Annotated in this window: 9 protein-coding genes, 1 pseudogene and 1 riboswitch; of the genes and pseudogenes, 2 read left to right on the top strand and 8 right to left on the bottom strand. The window is 66.1% G+C overall.

Features of this window, described 5'->3' with window-relative positions:
• Nucleotides 1-184 precede the first annotated feature (184 nt).
• Nucleotides 185-1,396, top strand: coding sequence for a methionine adenosyltransferase (gene metK / locus ACDH77_RS03985; RefSeq protein ID WP_005910819.1), 1,212 nt, complete (start codon nt 185-187; stop codon nt 1,394-1,396).
• 417 nt (nt 1,397-1,813) lie between these two features.
• Here the strand turns inward: metK and ACDH77_RS03980 are convergent, their stop codons facing one another.
• Together ACDH77_RS03980 and ACDH77_RS03975 are read right to left on the bottom strand one after the other, a co-directional pair.
• Nucleotides 1,814-3,427, bottom strand: coding sequence for a histidine-type phosphatase (locus ACDH77_RS03980; protein WP_031421147.1), 1,614 nt, complete (start codon nt 3,425-3,427; stop codon nt 1,814-1,816).
• Complete coding sequence (locus ACDH77_RS03975) at nt 3,417-6,197, bottom strand: TonB-dependent receptor (RefSeq protein WP_372353743.1); 2,781 nt, start codon at nt 6,195-6,197, stop codon at nt 3,417-3,419. Before ACDH77_RS03975 ends, ACDH77_RS03980 begins: the two co-directional genes overlap by 11 nt.
• Here ACDH77_RS03975 and ACDH77_RS03970 point away from each other — a divergent pair.
• Nucleotides 6,196-6,548, top strand: a pseudogene (locus ACDH77_RS03970) (hypothetical protein). The gene ACDH77_RS03975 and the pseudogene ACDH77_RS03970 sit on opposite strands and share 2 nt — an antisense overlap.
• A 140-nt stretch (nt 6,549-6,688) precedes the next feature.
• Here the strand turns inward: ACDH77_RS03970 and ACDH77_RS03965 are convergent.
• The 6 genes from ACDH77_RS03965 to ACDH77_RS03940 all read right to left on the bottom strand — a co-directional run bounded on the left by ACDH77_RS03965 (nt 6,689) and on the right by ACDH77_RS03940 (nt 17,370).
• Nucleotides 6,689-7,951, bottom strand: coding sequence for an OmpA family protein (locus ACDH77_RS03965; protein ID WP_031421143.1), 1,263 nt, complete (start codon nt 7,949-7,951; stop codon nt 6,689-6,691).
• A gap of 81 nt (nt 7,952-8,032) precedes the next feature.
• Nucleotides 8,033-10,027 (bottom strand): alpha/beta hydrolase, encoded by a 1,995-nt coding sequence (locus ACDH77_RS03960; protein WP_209261696.1) that lies wholly within the window; start codon nt 10,025-10,027, stop codon nt 8,033-8,035.
• Entirely contained in the window at nt 10,024-11,061 is a 1,038-nt protein-coding gene (locus tag ACDH77_RS03955; RefSeq protein ID WP_031421139.1) for a DUF4105 domain-containing protein, read from the bottom strand. Before ACDH77_RS03955 ends, ACDH77_RS03960 begins: the two co-directional genes overlap by 4 nt.
• The gene (locus ACDH77_RS03950) at nt 11,058-11,630 is read right to left on the bottom strand and encodes a TetR/AcrR family transcriptional regulator (RefSeq protein ID WP_008573539.1); all 573 of its coding nucleotides are present in this window, start codon (nt 11,628-11,630) and stop codon (nt 11,058-11,060) included. The genes ACDH77_RS03955 and ACDH77_RS03950 overlap by 4 nt, the downstream gene beginning before the upstream one ends.
• A gap of 136 nt (nt 11,631-11,766) precedes the next feature.
• Nucleotides 11,767-14,481, bottom strand: coding sequence for a phosphoenolpyruvate carboxylase (gene ppc, locus ACDH77_RS03945; RefSeq protein WP_338338771.1), 2,715 nt, complete (start codon nt 14,479-14,481; stop codon nt 11,767-11,769).
• Nucleotides 14,482-14,835: 354 nt separating this feature from the next.
• Nucleotides 14,836-17,370, bottom strand: a complete 2,535-nt coding sequence (locus ACDH77_RS03940; RefSeq protein WP_051876353.1) for a prolyl oligopeptidase family serine peptidase — start codon at nt 17,368-17,370, stop codon at nt 14,836-14,838.
• A gap of 125 nt (nt 17,371-17,495) precedes the next feature.
• Nucleotides 17,496-17,608, top strand: a riboswitch (S-adenosyl-L-homocysteine riboswitch).
• Nucleotides 17,609-17,624: the final 16 nt, after the last annotated feature.

Genomic DNA, 17,624 nt, shown 5'->3' with positions numbered 1-17,624 from the left:
GCCGGCACCGTTGCGTCACCGGGCAGTTAATCGTCACGGGCAACGCACAGGCGCGTGCGCCCGGGCGGCGGACCGACGTCGGCTTAACCCCAAACCGATCCATTCAGGCGCACAATGCAACCGACACACGGGGCGTGTATCATCCGCACCCATCTTTTCATCCGAATCAAGGGATATAAGTCTGATGTCCAGCTACCTGTTCACCTCCGAATCGGTCTCCGAAGGCCATCCGGACAAGATCGCCGACCAGATCTCCGACGCAGTGCTGGACGCCATCCTGGCCCAGGACAAGCGCGCCCGCGTGGCTTGCGAGACGATGGTCAAGACCGGCGTTGCGATCGTGGCCGGCGAAGTGACCACCAGTGCCTGGATCGATCTGGAAGCGCTGACCCGCAAGGTCATCCTGGACATCGGCTACAACAGCTCCGACGTCGGCTTCGACGGCGAGACCTGTGGCGTGCTCAACCTGATCGGCAAGCAGTCGCCGGACATCAACCAGGGCGTGGATCGCAAGAATCCCGAGCAGCAGGGTGCGGGCGACCAGGGCCTGATGTTCGGCTATGCCACCAACGAAACCGACAGCTTTATGCCGGCGGCGATCCACCTCTCGCACCGCCTGGTCGAGCAGCAGGCCAAGATCCGCAAGAAGAAGAACTCGGCGCTGTCGTGGCTGCGTCCAGACGCCAAGTCGCAGGTCACCCTGCGCTATGAAGATGGCGTGGCGACGGCGATCGATGCAGTGGTGCTGTCGACCCAGCACGACCCGGGCGTGAAGCAGAAGGACCTGATTGAAGCGGTGCGCGAGGAAATCCTCAAGCCGGTGCTGCCGGCCAAGTGGCTGCACAAGGGCACCAAGTTCCACATCAACCCGACCGGCAAGTTCGTGATCGGCGGCCCGGTGGGCGATTGCGGCCTGACCGGCCGCAAGATCATCGTCGACACCTACGGCGGCTGGGCGCGTCACGGTGGCGGTGCGTTCTCCGGCAAGGATCCGTCCAAGGTGGACCGTTCGGCTGCCTATGCCGCGCGTTATGTTGCCAAGAACGTGGTGGCCGCCGGTCTGGCCGACCGTTGCGAAGTGCAGGTCTCCTACGCCATCGGCGTGGCCGAGCCGACCTCGATTTCGGTCACCACCTTCGGCACCGGCAAGATCGCCGACGAGCAGATCGAAAAGCTGATCCGCAAGCATTTCGACCTGCGTCCGTTCGGCATCATCCAGATGCTCGACCTGATCCACCCGATGTATCAGCAGACCGCGTCTTACGGCCACTTCGGCCGCAAGCCGAAGGACTTCACCTACACCGACGGCACCGGCGCGCAGCACAGCGCGACCTCGTTCTCGTGGGAAAAGACCGACCGCGCCGACGCACTGCGTGCCGCCGCCAAGCTGAAATAATCGCCCCGCTCCTGCGAAAGCTAGGTAGACGCATAACGACTGGGCCGCTGATGCGGCCCAGTTGCGGTTTTGGGGTCGTCGGTGGGTTGCCCACGCCAGGAAGTGGCAGGTTGCGAAGGCTTCGGCTAACGGCGGTCCCGCACGCGTACGGGCGTGACGAAATAGAGTCTCTTTCCCCGCGTGAGAGAGATTGGGGTGAGGGTAGGGGGCGAAGCCACTCACCTACCGGATAGCACGGGCTGCGCACGCACCCTCATCCGCCCCTACGGGGCACCTTCTCCCGCCTTGCGGGAGAAGGGACAACGACGCCGCCGCCGCTCAAGCCCCTCTCCCCGCGGGAGAGGGGTTGGGGTGAGGGTACGGGGCGAAGCCACATGCCATGTGGACCACCGCAGAACAGCGGTCGCGAACCTGTTGCTACCGATCGAGCTGTAACTGCTGTTCGAGCGCCATCGCAAAATCCGCCAATGGGCAGGCCATGCGTTGCTCCGGAGCGCACAAGCCCAGCGATAGTTCCTGCTGCAGCGGCGGATGGGCCAGATCCAGCGGTACCAGCGTGCGCAGTTGATCCAGCGATTGCGCCAGGTAACGGGCGCGCACGAGCTGGCGGCCGTCGCTCTCGCGCCAAAGGCCGAGCAGCAACGCGCCGCCCGGCGGTGGATCGTCGGCGCCGTAGCCGGGCAGATGAAAGTGCACGCCCAGCAAACTGCTCAACGCGGCGATATGCGTGTCACTGCCGACGAACACCGAGACCTTCGGCGCCTGCGCGTCACCGAAGCGTTGCAAGACCTCGCGCGCCAGCGGTGCGCCAGAACGCGAGGCCATGTAGTGCGGCCGTGCGTAAATATCGAACAGCAATGCATGCAGGCGTGAGACCTGGGCCAGGCGCTCGGGCGTCGCACGGCCCCAACCGACCTGCGACAGCGGCAGGCCTTCTGCGTATTGCAGCAGCAACACCTCGCCGGTGCCGGAGGTCAGGTCAATTGGCCCACCTAACTTGAGCCCGCGCCCGTTGGCCGACGGCGCCAGCGTCGAAGGCATCTGCGCGAACTCGCACGGCGTCCGCGTGCAGCCCAGAATCTGCTGCAATGCCTGCAGCTCGGCAGCATGGCCTTGCAGCAAGGCGGCAGGGCCTCCGGTCTGTTGCTGGATCGATGCGACCGCTGCCGCCGCATCGAACGGCACCGTGCCGGCCTCGATCGGTCGAAACAGCGGATCGTTGCTGCCAGCCTCCCGATGCCCGGCAAGAATGCCGCAGCCGGGTGCAAGCGCGTCGGCCAGCAGTGCGCCGCTATCGATGGTGCGTTGATCGGTATTGGCCCACACCGACACACTGCCGGTTACCGGGCAACCGTTGCTCGGCAACAACGCCTGCTGCACCAGCCACTGACGCAGGTACTCGCCACTCAAGCGCACGCCTTGGCGACCATGCGGAGTGAGCAGGCTGGCGGGCGTGGACCATTGCGGCCAGGGTTGGTCGGCATAGTGCGCGGCGGCGGCCTCGCCTTGCAGCGGTGCGCGCACGCCATGCCGGAACACCACCACCACGCGCTCCAGTTGCGCGGCCTGCGTCGATGGCGGCGCTCCGGTGCCCACCTGTTTGCCGGCGGTGCCTGTCGCTTGATCGCCACCGTGCGCTGTGGAGCCGCGCGCGGTGGACACGCTCGGGATCGACGTGGTGCAGCCGCCCAACGCCAGCGCAGCCGTCAGTACCAGGCACAGCACGCTGCCGGTTGCCACTGGCGTGCTACGGGGCGTGCCAGACCTCGGTGCAATGCCGACGCACTGCCTGCGCCTGGCCTGCCGCGCAGGTGCCGCGATCCCCATCGCGGCACCTGCGCTCGCGACAACGCGGGCGGCCCATCGCGGCTCCCCACCGCTGGCCGACGGCGCGCGTTGCAATGCCCACTGCTCCGTTCCACCGCAGGCGCGTGCACGGCCTGCGCTATGCATCGCGTCCGTCATGACATCTGCATCCTGCTGCGCACCTGGAAGGTCGTCGGATGCGAATCGTGCGCGATCAGAACACATACTTGGCGGTCAACAGGCTGGTCATACCGGAATCGACGATGTCGGAAATCGCATCGGTGTCATGGCCAACGTGCGCCCAGTAGCTGTGCTGTTTGGTGAGGTTGGCCACCGACAGATCCACGCGCAGGTGATCGTTCGGTGCATAGCCCAGATGCAGGTCCACGCGGGTGATCGGCTTGATCCACAGGTTGTCCCAATTTGCGCCCTGGTTGAGATAGTCGTACACCGACACGTATTCGCCGGAGTAGTGATAGCTCAGGTTGACCGACCACGGCCCCTTTTCGTAGAACAGCTCCGCATTGGCGAGCAGGTTCGGCGCGTTCTGGATACGTTCGTGTGCGAAGCCTTCTTCTCCCAGGTCCACGCGCGTGGTCTGGCGGGTGATGTTGGCACCGATGCCGAAGCCGTCCAGCGGAGCGGGCAGGCCCTGGAAGGTTTGCCGCACGGCCGCTTCCATGCCCAGCACGCGACCGTCGCCACCGTTTTGAGGACGCACGAAGCGGATATTGCCGCTTTCGCTTTCGCCGGCATTGGCGGCATTCGAACCGCTTTCATAGATGTAATCGGTGAGGCGCTTGTAATAGCCGGCCAGCATGGCGTGGCCGCCGCTGTCGTTCTGCCATTCGCCCGACAGGTCTACGTTGAGCGACTTGATCGGTTTCAGATCCGGGTTGCCTTCGGTGATGGTGGTCTGGCCATCGCTGGAGATGTCGGTGGAGCGGCCGCCGCCCAGCTGCACGAAGGCCGGGCGCGTGTAGCTGGTCCACACCGAGCCGCGATACACCGCGCCATCGCCATCGGGCCGGTAATTGACGAACACGCTGGGCAAGGCGACGTTGTAGCGCGTTTGGTTGTTGGCGAATGCGCCGACCTGCTCGGCACCGTTGATGGCGGCCGGCTGCGCCCAGAACGTGTTGGTGATGGCGGTATGTTCGAAGCGCACGCCCGGCAGGATTTCCCAGTTGCCGGTGCGCAAGGTGGCCATTGCATAGGCAGCGCTCACCGCTTCGGTTGCGCGCATGGTGTTGCAGTTGAGATTGTTGATGGCCAACTGGCCGCAACTGTCGAAACTGGCAGGGGTGAGCGTGCGTGCGATCAGGTCGTTGAGCGCTGCATTGCTCAGGCGCACGGTGGGAAACGCGTATTGGCCTGGATAGACCGCATCATAGCGCTGCGCGATCAGGCCGGTATCGCGCAACAAGGTGCCGTCGGTGTACTTGGCATTGGTCCAATCGCGATCGGTGAAGCTGCGCGAGCTGTCGACATACTTCACGCCAAAGGCAATGCGGCTGAGCAGCCCCGCATCGAAGTCATAGGCCACGTCGAACTTGCCGCCGCCCTTGTCCTGGCCGCTGTATTGCTTGGAAATCTGCCCGGTGCGCCGTGCATACAGGCTACCCACGTCCGAGGCCTGCGCCTGCATGGCCGGGGTGAGCAAGGGAACCGGGAAACCGTCGCCGTCGTAGCTGATGAAACGGTTGGCGCCATAGGCAAAGTTGGTCGAACTGTACTGGTCGTTGCGCGCGGAGATTTCCACGTGATCCGGCCGGTCGTTATTGCCGGTGCCGTAGAAGATGTTGGGCGCGAACGTCCAATGGCCGAGCTGCTTTTCTGCGCCGAACTGCACGGTGGCAAGGTCGGCCTCTTCCGGGTTGGTTTCGTACCAGTAACGCACTGCAACGCGGTTGATCTGCGGCTGATACACGCCGCTGCTGCCGATTTGCGTGAAGCTGACATTGGCCGGCACGAACTGCGTGTAGCCGGTGTTCTGCTCGGTCTTGGCAAAGGCGTAGGTCATGCGTGCATACAGATGCAAACTGGGATCCACACGCCAGTCGAAGGCCGCGTTGCCGCCGTAGCGTCGGGTCTGCCCCTGCGAGTAGCCGATATTGATGCCGGTGCTCTGCAGGACCTCTTGCGGGTCGGCGCCTGCGGCCAGATTGCCGCTGGCGTCGGCACGTGCAAATTTCCATGCGCCATCGTTGCGTGCAGCCGAGGCAGAGGCCACTTCGCTGTTCACGAAATGGCGCTCGTCGTAATACGCACTGACCGATACACCGAACTGCCCGGCACCGCCGAAACGCGCATGCCAGTCGCCGGCTGCGCCGCTGCCCAGCCCGGAATCGCCGTAGTCGCGTGCACGGCTTTCCAGGCGTCCACTCAAGGTCACGCTGCCGCCCTGGCGATCGGGCGAATCGAATGCGCTGGGCGTGCGGTAATCGATGGTGCCGCCGATCGCATCGCCGTCCATGTCGGCGGTGGAGGTCTTGTTCAACACGATGGTCTGCAGGCCCGACGGCGGCAGCAGGCTCAATTGCACGCCGCGGCTGTACGGCATGCCTTGCGCGACGTTGATGCCGTTGATCAGGTTGACGTTGTATTCGGCATTGAGGCCGCGCACCGATGAAAACATGCCTTCGCCGCGCGCGGCCCCGTCGATGCCGCCGAAATACGATTGCCCGGTATTGATCACGTTGACGCCCGGCATCAGGCCCAGCGCTTCGGCGACGTTGTGCACGGCAGTGGTCTTGAGATCGTCGGCCGACAACACGTTGACGGTATTGGTGGCGGCCATCTGCATGTCGGTCGCGTTATAGCGCGTGGCAGCGACAGTGACCTTGTCCAGCGTGGCCATGTCGCCCTGTGCGGGCGTGGTGGCCTGCGTCTCCTGGGCCGCGGCATGGCCGCACAGGGCGCACAGGGCGCACAACGACAAACACAGCGCCTGCGACAACCGCGAAGGACGCAACAGCGAGCAACGAACGATCATGATCCAATCCGATGAATGCAGCAGCGCGCCAAGGCTGCGCCGCCGCGAATGTGGGGAAGCGAGGCAGCCCGCGCAGGCGGAACTGCATCACACCTGCAAGCAGGCGCCGCGCATGGTGGTGATGCGGTATGTCAGTTTGGTGACCGTGGTTGCGAACATGACAAATGCGCGCAACGCATGCGCAAGTCGGCACAGTCATTGCCGTATGGAGGCAAACATTGTCGACGCTGTGCGCTGCCTGCCTGGCGCATGCATCCACCGACAGCAGGGCATGCGCGCCGGCGAGGCGATGCATGGACCCTGGATGCACGGGGCCAGGTGGTGGCGCAGACACACACCTCAATCATCTGACGGTTGCGCACGCGCCAACGGCAGGTGTTGCCGACTGCCTTCGGCCGCCCGCCAGCCTGCGATCGACGCGCATTGCGGTGGCATGCGAGGCAGTCCGCACCAGCGCGCGGTCAAGCGCTCCCCCCGCCCGTCACGCTGCGTCAGGTACGCAGGAAGATCTCCACCCGTCGATTGAGCTGCCGCCCGCCCGGATTGTCCTGGCCGTTGAGAGTATTGGGCGCCACCGGCTGCGATTCGCCATAGCCCTGCGCATTGGCCGACTGCGCGGCACCACGGGCGCGCAAGGCCGCCAGCACGGCATTGGCGCGTCGCTCGGACAGCGCCTGGTTGTAATCGTCGCTGCCCTTGGCATCGGTGTGCCCGCGCACCTGCATGTCTTTTGCCGTGACCTTGGTCAGTGCGGCGCCCAGGGTGTCGAGCACGCGCGCCGCGTCGGGGCGGATGTCGGACTTATCGAAGTCGAACAGGATGCGGTCGTTCAAGGTGATCAGGTAACCGCAGGGTGCGCCGGACGGTGCGAACTTTTGCAGCGGCGGGAAGCGGCCTGCTGGCGGCACTTTCGGTAGTGGCGGCATGCGCACTTCGCGCGGCGGTGTACCGACCGTGCCGGTGCCGTCGCCGTGGTTCTGCACCAGGCCATCGGGACCGTTCCAGGTGCCCGAGCCATCGGCGTTGATGGTGACCAGCCCGCGTGGCCCGTTCCAGGTGCCGCTGCCATCGCCACGATTGTCGACAAGCCCGCTCTTTTCGCTGTTCCAGGTTCCGGCGCCCTTGCCGTCCAGACTGATCAAGCCGGCCGGGCCGTTGTAGGTGCCGCCACCATCGGACTGCACATCGATGAGCGCCCCACCGGACCCGCCTTCGCCGATCGCATTGATGGTACCGCTGCCGTCGGCATTGACGTTGACCAGCCCGCCCTCGAAGTTGGCGGTGCCACTGCCGTCGGCCTTGAGATCGAACAGACCGCCCTCGCCATTGCGCAACAGGTTGCCGTTGGCGTCGACGCTGGTGATGCCGGCATCGGTGATCAGGGTACCGCCATCGCCGCAGCGTGCCGGGGCGACGCTGACGCCTTCGATCGGGTCGAGAATGTCCTGCAGCGATGCTTCCAGTGCACGTTGCGCGGGAGTGACGCCGACGATCTCCGGCACCACGATGGTGGGGATGGCCGGAAATTCCGGTGCGGCCTGGTCGACGGCCGCTGCAGCGTTGGAGGTGCCTGCAGGCTGCATCGGCGCAGCGCCCGTGGCACTGGCAGCAGTGGTTGCATCCTTTGGAGCTTCGCCACGCCCGCATCCGACCAACAACACCGGTACCCACAACATCGCCGACAGCTTGCGCATCGCCTCTTCCCTGTTCGAGCCTGTACGAGACCCGCCTGATAGCACGGTCGCGGTCAACATGGCGCTAAGACCGGCAGCTTTCACGCTGCATGCCGGTGCCGCCAGTGGAGCACGCGAAACGGCAGCCGCCCCACCGGCAGGCTAGCGATCCGGCGCGTGCGAGGCCTGCTGCTCTGCCTGCAACTGCACATGCAGGATGCGACGAATTTCCAGAATGGCCTGCGGCGTTTCCTGCACGCTGTGCCAGGAGGTCACCACCAGCTCCGAGGCCGCGCCGTCCAGATGCGCGCTGCGATACGGCACCAGGCCGTCGTCGGAATCGGCCAGCGGCACCTGCGGTTTCTCGCGCCCGATGATGGTGTGGTACTGCACGTTTGGAGAGATCGGCAGATCCATCGTGGCACGCACGAACGGATCGGTGTCGCGCAGGTTGTCGATGCTGGTGGGCACCAACGCGCGGCCCTTGCGGCGGGGAGCGCCGCCCGGATCGTCGCGTTCGCTGTTGGCCAGGTCCTGCATCACATCGCCGAAGCGATCCAGCAACGCGCCCGGCAAACGGACCAGCTTGCTCACAAACCGCCCCAGCCCGCCCTCGGCCAACGGCGTACCGCGATGCGGCGCGGCGATGAAGATGGCGCGGTCCACTTGCGGCATCGGCGAAAAGTGCAGCAACGGCCACAATTTGGCGCGGATGCGCGCGCCGCGTTCGCCGTCCAGCCGGTAGTTCTGCAGCAGGGAATCCCACAATTGCTCGCCAGAGGACGACACCAGCAGCCGCCCGATCACCCCGCCCATGCTGTGCCCGACCAACACCATGTCGTGCGACGCGATCGCACTGCCGGACGGATCGAAGTGCTGCAGGCTGCGTTCCACCAGCGACTGGATTTCCGCACGGTTGATCGCCATCGGCGCGTTGGTCGGGTAATACACCTGCCAGATCTGGTAGCGCTGGCGCAGCGTTTCATCACCCATCACTTCATTGGCCACGTTGACCCAGGCCTCCGGGCTGCTGGCCAGACCGTGCAGCATCAGCAGCACGCGTCGGTTGGGATCGTAGGGCTGCATCAGATACAGGTGCGGACGATCGATACCGCGTGCGCTGCCCAGCATCGACCGCAGCGACTGCTCCGCAAATCCGGATTTGGCCAGCCACAATCCATACGCGGCAGTGAAGTTGCCTGCCAGCGGCACGCGTTGGCCATGCAGCACCACTTCGTTCTGGCGATACGGGTCGTACGGCACCAAGGTGACCAGGTGGCTGCGCAACACCTCAGCAAGCGTCTCGCCCTCGAAACGCAGCAAGATCGTTGCAGGCGCGTACGGCATTTCGCTGAACGTCGGTAACGGGCGATCGGGCGCCGCACCCGCCGCGACGGCCTGCTGCAATGCCAGCCCGGCGGGGTCGCCAACCACTTGCGGGTCCACTTCCGCGACCAGCTCGGCGCCGAATCCATCGCGCCGGTAGGTGCTGCGCAGGCCATTGAAGCGCAGCGCCGAGGCGGCGAAGATCGCACGTGGCGTATTGCCGTCGCCCGGCAGCCGGTAGGCGGACAGATCGACGTCGAGCTGCCAGCGCCCGACCGTGGTGGATGCCGGAGTGGTTTCGCCGGCTTGCTGCGATCGTGCGAACAGGCGCTCCACCACCTGCTGCACGGCGTAATTGTAGTAATCGCGCACCTGCGACTGACGATTCTCGAACGCCCGCGCACTGGGCGCACGCGCGGTGAAGAACAGGTACGCATACGCATGCCGCGCGGCCTCCAACCAGGCCTCCACCGCGGCATCGCTCATCGTGGTGGGGTTGCGCCCGCTCAGCGCGATGGCACGCGCGGTCCACAGTTCTGCCTGCGTGGCCAAGCGCCGCTCATCGCCGATACCGGCCTCACTGGTGAGCTGCTGCAGGCACGGCAGCGGCGCAGCGCGGCAGGCCTTGGGTTGCAGGCCGGCAACCTGCAAGGTTTCGCTGCCGGACTGACTCAATTCACCGGTGCTCAGCACATCGCCACGCGTTTGCGCGATGTAGTCGCCGCTGTTGCGCGACTGCACCGTCACCATGGCGCAGCCGCTCAACCACATAGTTGCCAGCACTCCCGCCAGGAATGCAGCGGCACGCGCTCGGTGCATGCGCGGCCTCATCGCGGCGTGGTCGCGGTTGCGCCTGGCGCCGGCGCCAGCGGCATGCCGGCACGGATGCGCGCAGAAAAATCCGCGGCCTTGTCGGCGGCGATCGCACGCGCGGTGAAATGCCCGCGCTGCTTCAAGGTGGCGAAGGGATAACCAGGCATCAGGCCGTGATGGTCGTAGGCGTATTGGTCGACATAGCCGGACAGCAGCAGGCGATGATCCAGCGGCAGTGCGGGCTGCAGTTGCCGCACCAGCGCGAACACAATGGTGGTGCAGTTGCTGGTGAGCGTGTTGTAGAACGCCGGCTTGCGATCGAGTTCGTTGGCCAGTTCCACATATCCCATGAACATGCGGCGCAGCCCGGCCTTGGGAATCGCCAGGCGATACAGGTACATGTCTTCGCCACGCACGTTGGTGCGCACGCGCAGAATGTCGCGTTCGTCGGCGGCGACCAGGGTTTCTTCGAAACTGCGAAAGAATCCGCCCAACGCGGAAAACGCTTCGCCACGTTCCTTGCGGATTTCCAGCGAGAACACCACGTGCGAACCATCGTCGAAGCCGAACGACACCAGCGTGTGCGCGATCGCCGGGCCCATCCAGTACGAGAGCGCAAGATCTGCGCTGACCAGGCGGTTCAGATCGTATTGGCGCGTCTCCCAACGCGGCACATAGTCGGTCTCGCTGCGCCAATCGAAGTTGCGCACGTTGTGCAGGGTGACGATGTCGCCGTGCACCTGCGGCTGCAGACGCTGGGCGACATCGTCGGCCCAGTCGCGGTCCTGGCTGGGCTGCATCAGCCACCACGACACCGCCAGCACCACGAACGCGGCGCTGAAGATGCCCACCAGGGCCCAGTTCTCGCGGCCACGACGTACCCCCCACAACGCTGCCACCGCCATCGCACACCACGAGGCCACCCACCCGGCGCGTACGAGGGCGTTGCCGGTCAGTGCGTAGTAGATCGCCAGGGCGCCCCATCCGGCGGCCAGCACCAGCGCAGTGCGCAGGGCCCAGCGACCGATGCGGGCGCGTGTGGCCGGTGTCATCGCGTGCCGCCTTCGGGTACCCGCATGCCCAGCGCATGCATCAACAGATCGGCCGAGCGATGCGCAAGCCGTTTGCGTTCGGCCTCATCGTTACCGCGCAGACAGCTGCCCAGCATGTCGATCACCAACAGCACCTGTTCCTCGTCGACATCGGCGCGGCACAGCCCGGCGTCGCGGGCGCGATGGACGAACGGCAGGAAGATGCCGACCGCCCGCCGATCTGCCGCCTCCACCGCCGGATGCGCGCGTTCGATCGAGCGCCAGAAATCCACCAGCGGCGAAGACTGGGCGATGTGCTCGGCGACATCGTGCAGCAGCACCGCCAGGCCATCCGGACGGTCGGCAAGGTCGGCGGCAAGGCGCTCCAGCCCATCCAGGCCACGCGCCATCAATGCAGTCATCAGTGCCAGCCGGTCGGGGAAATTGCGATACAGCGTGGCGCGCCCCAGACCGGCGCGCTCCACCACCAGCTCCAGCGGGGCATTGACGCCGTGTTCGCTGAACACCTCGTCGGCGGCATCGAGAATCTGCCGGCGGCGCAGCGCGGCATCGGGGCGGGACGTCATCATGCCGGCATTATCGGACAGATTTGTCCGGTTGCGCCAGAGTCCGCTTGCCGTTTGTGCGCGCTCTCCGACCAACGGCATGACTGCCGTTGGTTTGCGGTGGCCTGTTCCCTACCCGCCCCTGCAGCCGGCCATGCAATCAGCCGGTGTTCTGCACGCCCTGCGAGACGCCATTGACGCAGGCCACCAGCGCACGCAGCAGCGCTTCGTCTTCGCCATCGGTGGCGCGCCAGCGTTGCAGCAGATCCACCTGCAGCACGCTGATCGGGTCGATATAGGGATTGCGCAGACGGATCGACAACGCCAGCCGAGGGTCGTGCTGCAACAGCGACTGTTGTTGCAGCAGCGCCTTCACCCAGGCCTTGGTCAAGGCAAGTTCGTCGCGAATCAGCGGGAAAAACCGCGTGTGCAGGTCGCCGGACAAGCGCGAGAACAACTCGGCGATATTCAGGTCGCCCTTGGACAACACCATGGCGATGTCGTCCAGAAAGGTGCGGAAGAACGGCCAGTCCTGCGCCATTTCGCGCAAGGTGTCTTCATGCCCGGCATCCACCGCCGCCTGCAGGCCGCTGCCCACGCCGTACCAGCCGGGAATCACCGCACGCGCCTGGCTCCACGCAAACACCCAGGGAATCGCACGCAGGTTGGACAAGGCCGCGTCCTGGCCCAGCCGCCGCGACGGACGCGAGCCCAGCGTCATGCGCTCGATCACATCGATCGGCGTGGCCAGGCGGAAGTACTGCATGAACTCCGGCGCGCCGACGAAGGCGCGATACGCAACCGTGCTGCGTTCGGCCACCAGGTCCATCACCGGGCGCCAATGCGGCTCGCGCGGCTCGGGCGCACGCGGGCGCAGGCTCGAGAGCAGCACCGCGCCGGTCATCTGCTCCAGCGAGCGCAACGCCAGAGCGCGGATGCCGTACTTGCGGTGGATCACCTCGCCCTGCTCGGTGACGCGCAGGCGGCCATCCACGCTGCCGCGCGGTGCGGCATCCAGCGCGCGGCTGGTCTTGCCGCCGCCGCGCGCGATCGAGCCGCCACGGCCGTGGAAGAAGGTCAGCCGCACGCCCAATTCGGCGGCCGCTTCCAGCAACTCGACCTGCGCACGTTGCAGGCCCCAGCGCGAGGCGGCGATGCCGCCGTCCTTGCCGCTGTCCGAATAGCCCAGCATCACCATCTGCGTATCGCCGCGCGCGGCCAGATGCTGGCGATACACCGGGTCGGCCAGCAGGTCCTGCACGGTGCCGGTGCCGCCGCGCAGATCGTCCACGGTTTCGAACAGCGGCACGATATCCAGCGGCACCGCGCCGGCATCGTCGACCAAGCCACCACGCCGGGCCAGTGCCAGCACGGTCAACACGTCGGCGCGGTTATGCGCCATCGAGATGATGTAGCTGCCCAATGCATCGGCGCCATGGCGGGTGCGCGCATCGGCAAGCGCGGCGAATACCGCATCCAACCGTGCATTGCCTTCATCGTCCACGCGCGGCAAAGGTTCCTGCCCTGCGGCATACGGGCCGAGCACCGCAGCGCGCTGGGTGGCGTCCTGCGCATCCCAATCGGTCTGGCCCAAGGCATCGGCCACCGCGCGCGCATGCACGCTCGATTCCTGGCGCACGTCCAGCCGCGCCAGATGGAAACCGAAGCTGCGCACGCGCCACAGCAGACGCCGCACCGCGAACCACCCGGCATGCAGGCCCTTGTTGGCCTGCAGGCTGTCCAGGATCAATTGCAGGTCGTGCTCGAGCTCCGAAGGCGCGCTGTAAGCGCCCTCGGCATCGTCCAGTGTGGCCTGCAGGCGCGCGCGCATCAGGTCGTTGAGCAGGCGGTACGGCATGTCGCCATGGCGCGGGCGCGAACGCGCGGCAGCATCGGGGAGCAGCGCGCGGTAGCGCTCCAGCTGTGCGGTGAGTTCGGCGCTCACCTGCACCAGCGTGGTCGATTGACTGAGCAGGCTGGCCAACTGCCAGAGTTCTTTCTGATAGCGGTCCAGCACCGCGCGCCGCTGCGCGTCCAGCGTCCCGGCGATGGTCTTGGCATCCACATTGGGATTGCCGTCCATGTCGCCGCCCACCCAGGTGCCGAAGCGCAGCAAACGCGGCAATGCCGGCACGCTGCCGTAGGTTTCTTCGATGGCGTGTTCGAGCGTTTCGTACATCACCGGGATGACGCGATAGAGCACCTGGGTGAGGTAGAAGCCCACGTGCTCGCGCTCGTCGTCCACGGTGGGGCGCACCGGCGAGGAATCGGCGGTCTGCCACGACGCGGTCAGGGCCATGCGGAAGCGCGCGGCGTCGCTGGCGCGTTCGTTGGGCGTGCGCATGCCGTCCAGGTTGTCGACCAGGCTGGCGACCATCAGCTGTTCTTTTTCCAGCAGCGCGCGCCGCACCGCCTCGGTGGGATGCGCGGTGAACACCGGCTCCACATCGATGCGCGGCAACCATTGGCTGAGTTCGTCCAGGGTCACGCCCTGCGCCTTGAGGCGGCGCAATGCGTCATGCAGGCCATCGGGCTGCGGCGTATCGGTGCCGCTGCGCTGGTATTCGCGGCGGCGGCGGATGCGGTGCACGCGCTCGGCGATGTTGACCACCTGGAAATAGGTGCTGAACGCCCGGACCAACGCTTCGGCGTCACGCGGCTGCCGACCGGTGAGTTGTTCGCTCAGCGTGGAAGGTGGGGCATCGCTTTCGCGCCGCGAGATGGCGGTGGTGCGCACGCGTTCGATTTCATCGAGAAATTCCGCAGACACCTGCTCGGCGAGCAGATCACCCACCAGTGCACCCAGCCGACGCACATCGTCGCGCAAGGGAAGATCGGGGGTAGCGAACACAAGACTGCTGCGGTACTCGTTCATCGGAAACGCACACCCTCTTCAAGCGCAAAGTCGTCGAAGACTAACCCAAAAGGATTAGATGATCGCGACCGGCACGACGGTTTCAACACCAACCATCGTGTGCTGGCGCACGTGGCGATGAATCTCGTCGTGGCGCGCTCGCGCGCGATGGGGCGTTACCGGTAATGCCCCATCGCGGGCAGGCCCGCTCCTACAGGTGATCGCGGCACCCATCTATACGGCTCGGCAGCCGTTGCCGGCACCACATCGGCCACATCCTCATCCGCTGTAGGAGCGCATCCGGGCGCGACGAAGCTTCATCGGTAACGGCGCATCGCGCGCGAGCGCGCTCCTACCGTGCCAGCGCGCCACCGATCAACGCGTGCGCAGAGCGCCGGTCTCCTTTACCGGCTCGCCGACATTGGTCTTCAACCACTGCTCGCTCTCGGCCAGCATCTGCATGATCGATTGCCGCGCGCGGTAAGCATGCGATTCGTTGGGCAGCATCACCAGCCGCGCAGTGCCACCCAGGCCCTTGATCGCGGCGAACATGCGCTCGCTCTGGATCGGGAAGGTGCCGGTGTTGTTGTCGTCCTGGCCGTGGATCAGCAGCAGCGGGTCCTTGATCTTGTCGGCGTAATTGAATGGCGACATCGCCTGGTACACCGATTGCGCCTGCCAGTAATTGCGCTCTTCGGCCTGGAAACCGAACGGGGTGAGCGTGCGGTTGTAGGCGCCGCTGCGTGCGATGCCGGCCTTGAACAAGCGCGTGTGTGCGAGCAGGTTGGCGGTCATGAAGGCACCGTAGGAATGCCCGCCGATGGCGATGTGCTCGCGGTCGGTGACGCCACGCCGCACCACTTCGTCCACCGCGGCCTGCGCATCGGCGATCAGCTGCGGCACATAGGTGTCGTTGGGTTCGGCATTGCCTTCGCCCACGATCGGCATGCTCGGGTTGTTGAGCACCACATAGCCGATCGCCAGAAACGCCTGCGGCCCCCAGTAGCTGATCGCGTTGAAACGGTACGGCGAATCGGTGACCTGGCTGGCGGTGTCGGCGCTTTTGAATTCGCCCGGGTAGGCCCACATCAGCAACGGCCGTGGCCCGTCGCGCTTGGGGTCGTAACCGGGCGGCAGCAAGAGCGTGGCGGTGAGGTCCACGCCGTCGGCACGCTTGTAGCGGATCTGCTCCTTCTGCACGCCGCGCAATTGCGGCAGCGGGTGCGCGAAGTGCGTCAACGCGCGCGCCGCGGTGCCATCGCCCAGCGACTGCACGACATAGTTGGCCGGTTCTTCCGGCGATTCGCGGCTGAGCAGCAGTTGCGTGGCCTGCGCGTCCAGCAAGGCCAGCGGCGCCGAATAGGTCGGCGCCTGCGAATGGAACAGCCGCGTGGCCTGCTTGCTGCGCAGATCGAATCGATCGACGAACGGGCGGTCGCCCTCCGGCGAAGCACCTTTGCCGAACAGGAACAGGCTGTTGCCATCGCTGCTGGTCTGCAGCAGCGGGCGGCCCTTGCCGTCGGCCACCGTCGCCGGCGTGCCCGGGTCCTTGTAGCGGTCCTGCGAGGAGCGGTCCCACAACAGTTCGGGCGCGCGTTGCGGTTGATCCGGTGCGATACGCCATTGCTTGGTGCGGCGGGTCTTCCACCAGCTTTCGCTCAAGATCGCCAGATCGCCGCGGCCCCACTGGATGCCTTCGAATCGGCTGCCCAATTGCGCCAGCGTGACCGGCGCGCGGTTGAACGGCGCGGCCTGCATCCGCACCGCGTCGCGGACCTTGCTCTCGCGTGCCGGGTCGCCACCGTCCTGCGCTTCGGCCCACACCAGCGTGGCCGGTGCATCGTGCCGCCAGGCGATGTCGCGCACGCCGGTCGGCACCGCATCGTTTCCGGTCGGCAGGCCTTCCACCAATGGCAGCTGCGCGATCTGACGCACCAGTTTGCCCTGCAGGTCCAGCACCTGGATGCGGCGCGGGAAGTTGTCCACCGGCACCAGATACGAAAACGGCCGCTCGCTGCGTTCGCTCAGGATGTAACGGCCATCCGGCGACACCGACAGGTTGAGATAGATGCCTGGCGTGGCGATCGGGCGCACCTGCCCGGCCACCGTGACGATGATCGGCTGGCCGGTGGCGTAGTACTCGAACACGCGCGCATCGGCTTCGTTGCGCAGCAGGTCCTGATACGTGGGCAGCGAGCGCACCCCGGCAGCCGCACTGGTCTGCTGGGTCGCCGGCCCGGTCGGGATCGCATCGCGGGTCGGCGGTGCGCCCTGTCGTGCAACCTGTTGCTGCAACAGCAAACCACTGCCATCGGGCAACCAACGCAAGTCGTCGTTGACGCTGGTGTTCAAGCCGGCCAGCAGCCGCCGCGCTTGCCCGGCCGCCACGTCCACCAGCCACAGTTCGTTGGCGCCGCTGGCGGCATCTTCGCGGCGGAACGCCAGATGGCGTTGGTCGGGCGACCAGCTCAGATCGGCCAGCGACAACGGGGAGGGCAACCCGGCGATCTGCCGCTCGCTGCCGTCGGCCACCGACAGCAGCCACAGCTTGCTGGCGAACGAAAAGCGGCTGGCCGCAAAGGTCTTCGGATGGATGCGCAGGCCGGCCAGCTTCAGCTCCGGCTGGGCCACCTCGGCGATGTCCGGCAGTGCGGGCATTTGCAGCATCGCAGCCAGATCGCGCCTGGGCGAGAGCTGCAGCAGCGGCGCACGCGGGGCATCCACCACCGCCTGCAGCGCCTTGGACGGCAGTTGGTAACTGCTGCCTGGCGCGGGGCCTGGTGGAGCGACTGCCGCGTTGGTCGCTGCCGCGCGAGCCGTCCCGGCCATCACCGGTGCGCTCAATGCCAGCACCCCTGCCAACGCCCATGTGTGCTGCCGCCAGCCTTGCGCATGCCGTTTCGCCCGCATCGTCCGTCCCCGCTGATGATCGACTCCGGACCATAGCAGCCGCCTGTCGGCCGCTCCCCTGCCGTTGGTAGGGGGTCGGCCGCAATTCATGCCGCGCGAGGGTGCTGCCGATATAATCGGGCACTCTCGTCGAGGGGCGCTGCGACCGGTAGAGCGGACTGATCCGCTCACTGCACCACAGGTGCAGGTACACGGCCAGGCTCGACCAGCAGTTACCGTTCAACGGCGCCCGGCATTGCAGACATTCGTTTGCC

Source organism: Xanthomonas axonopodis pv. maculifoliigardeniae, from assembly GCF_041519315.1.
Taxonomy (GTDB): domain Bacteria; phylum Pseudomonadota; class Gammaproteobacteria; order Xanthomonadales; family Xanthomonadaceae; genus Xanthomonas; species Xanthomonas euvesicatoria.
The sequence above is the reverse complement of the archived record's forward strand: the minus strand, read 5'-3'. Positions and strand labels throughout refer to the sequence as shown.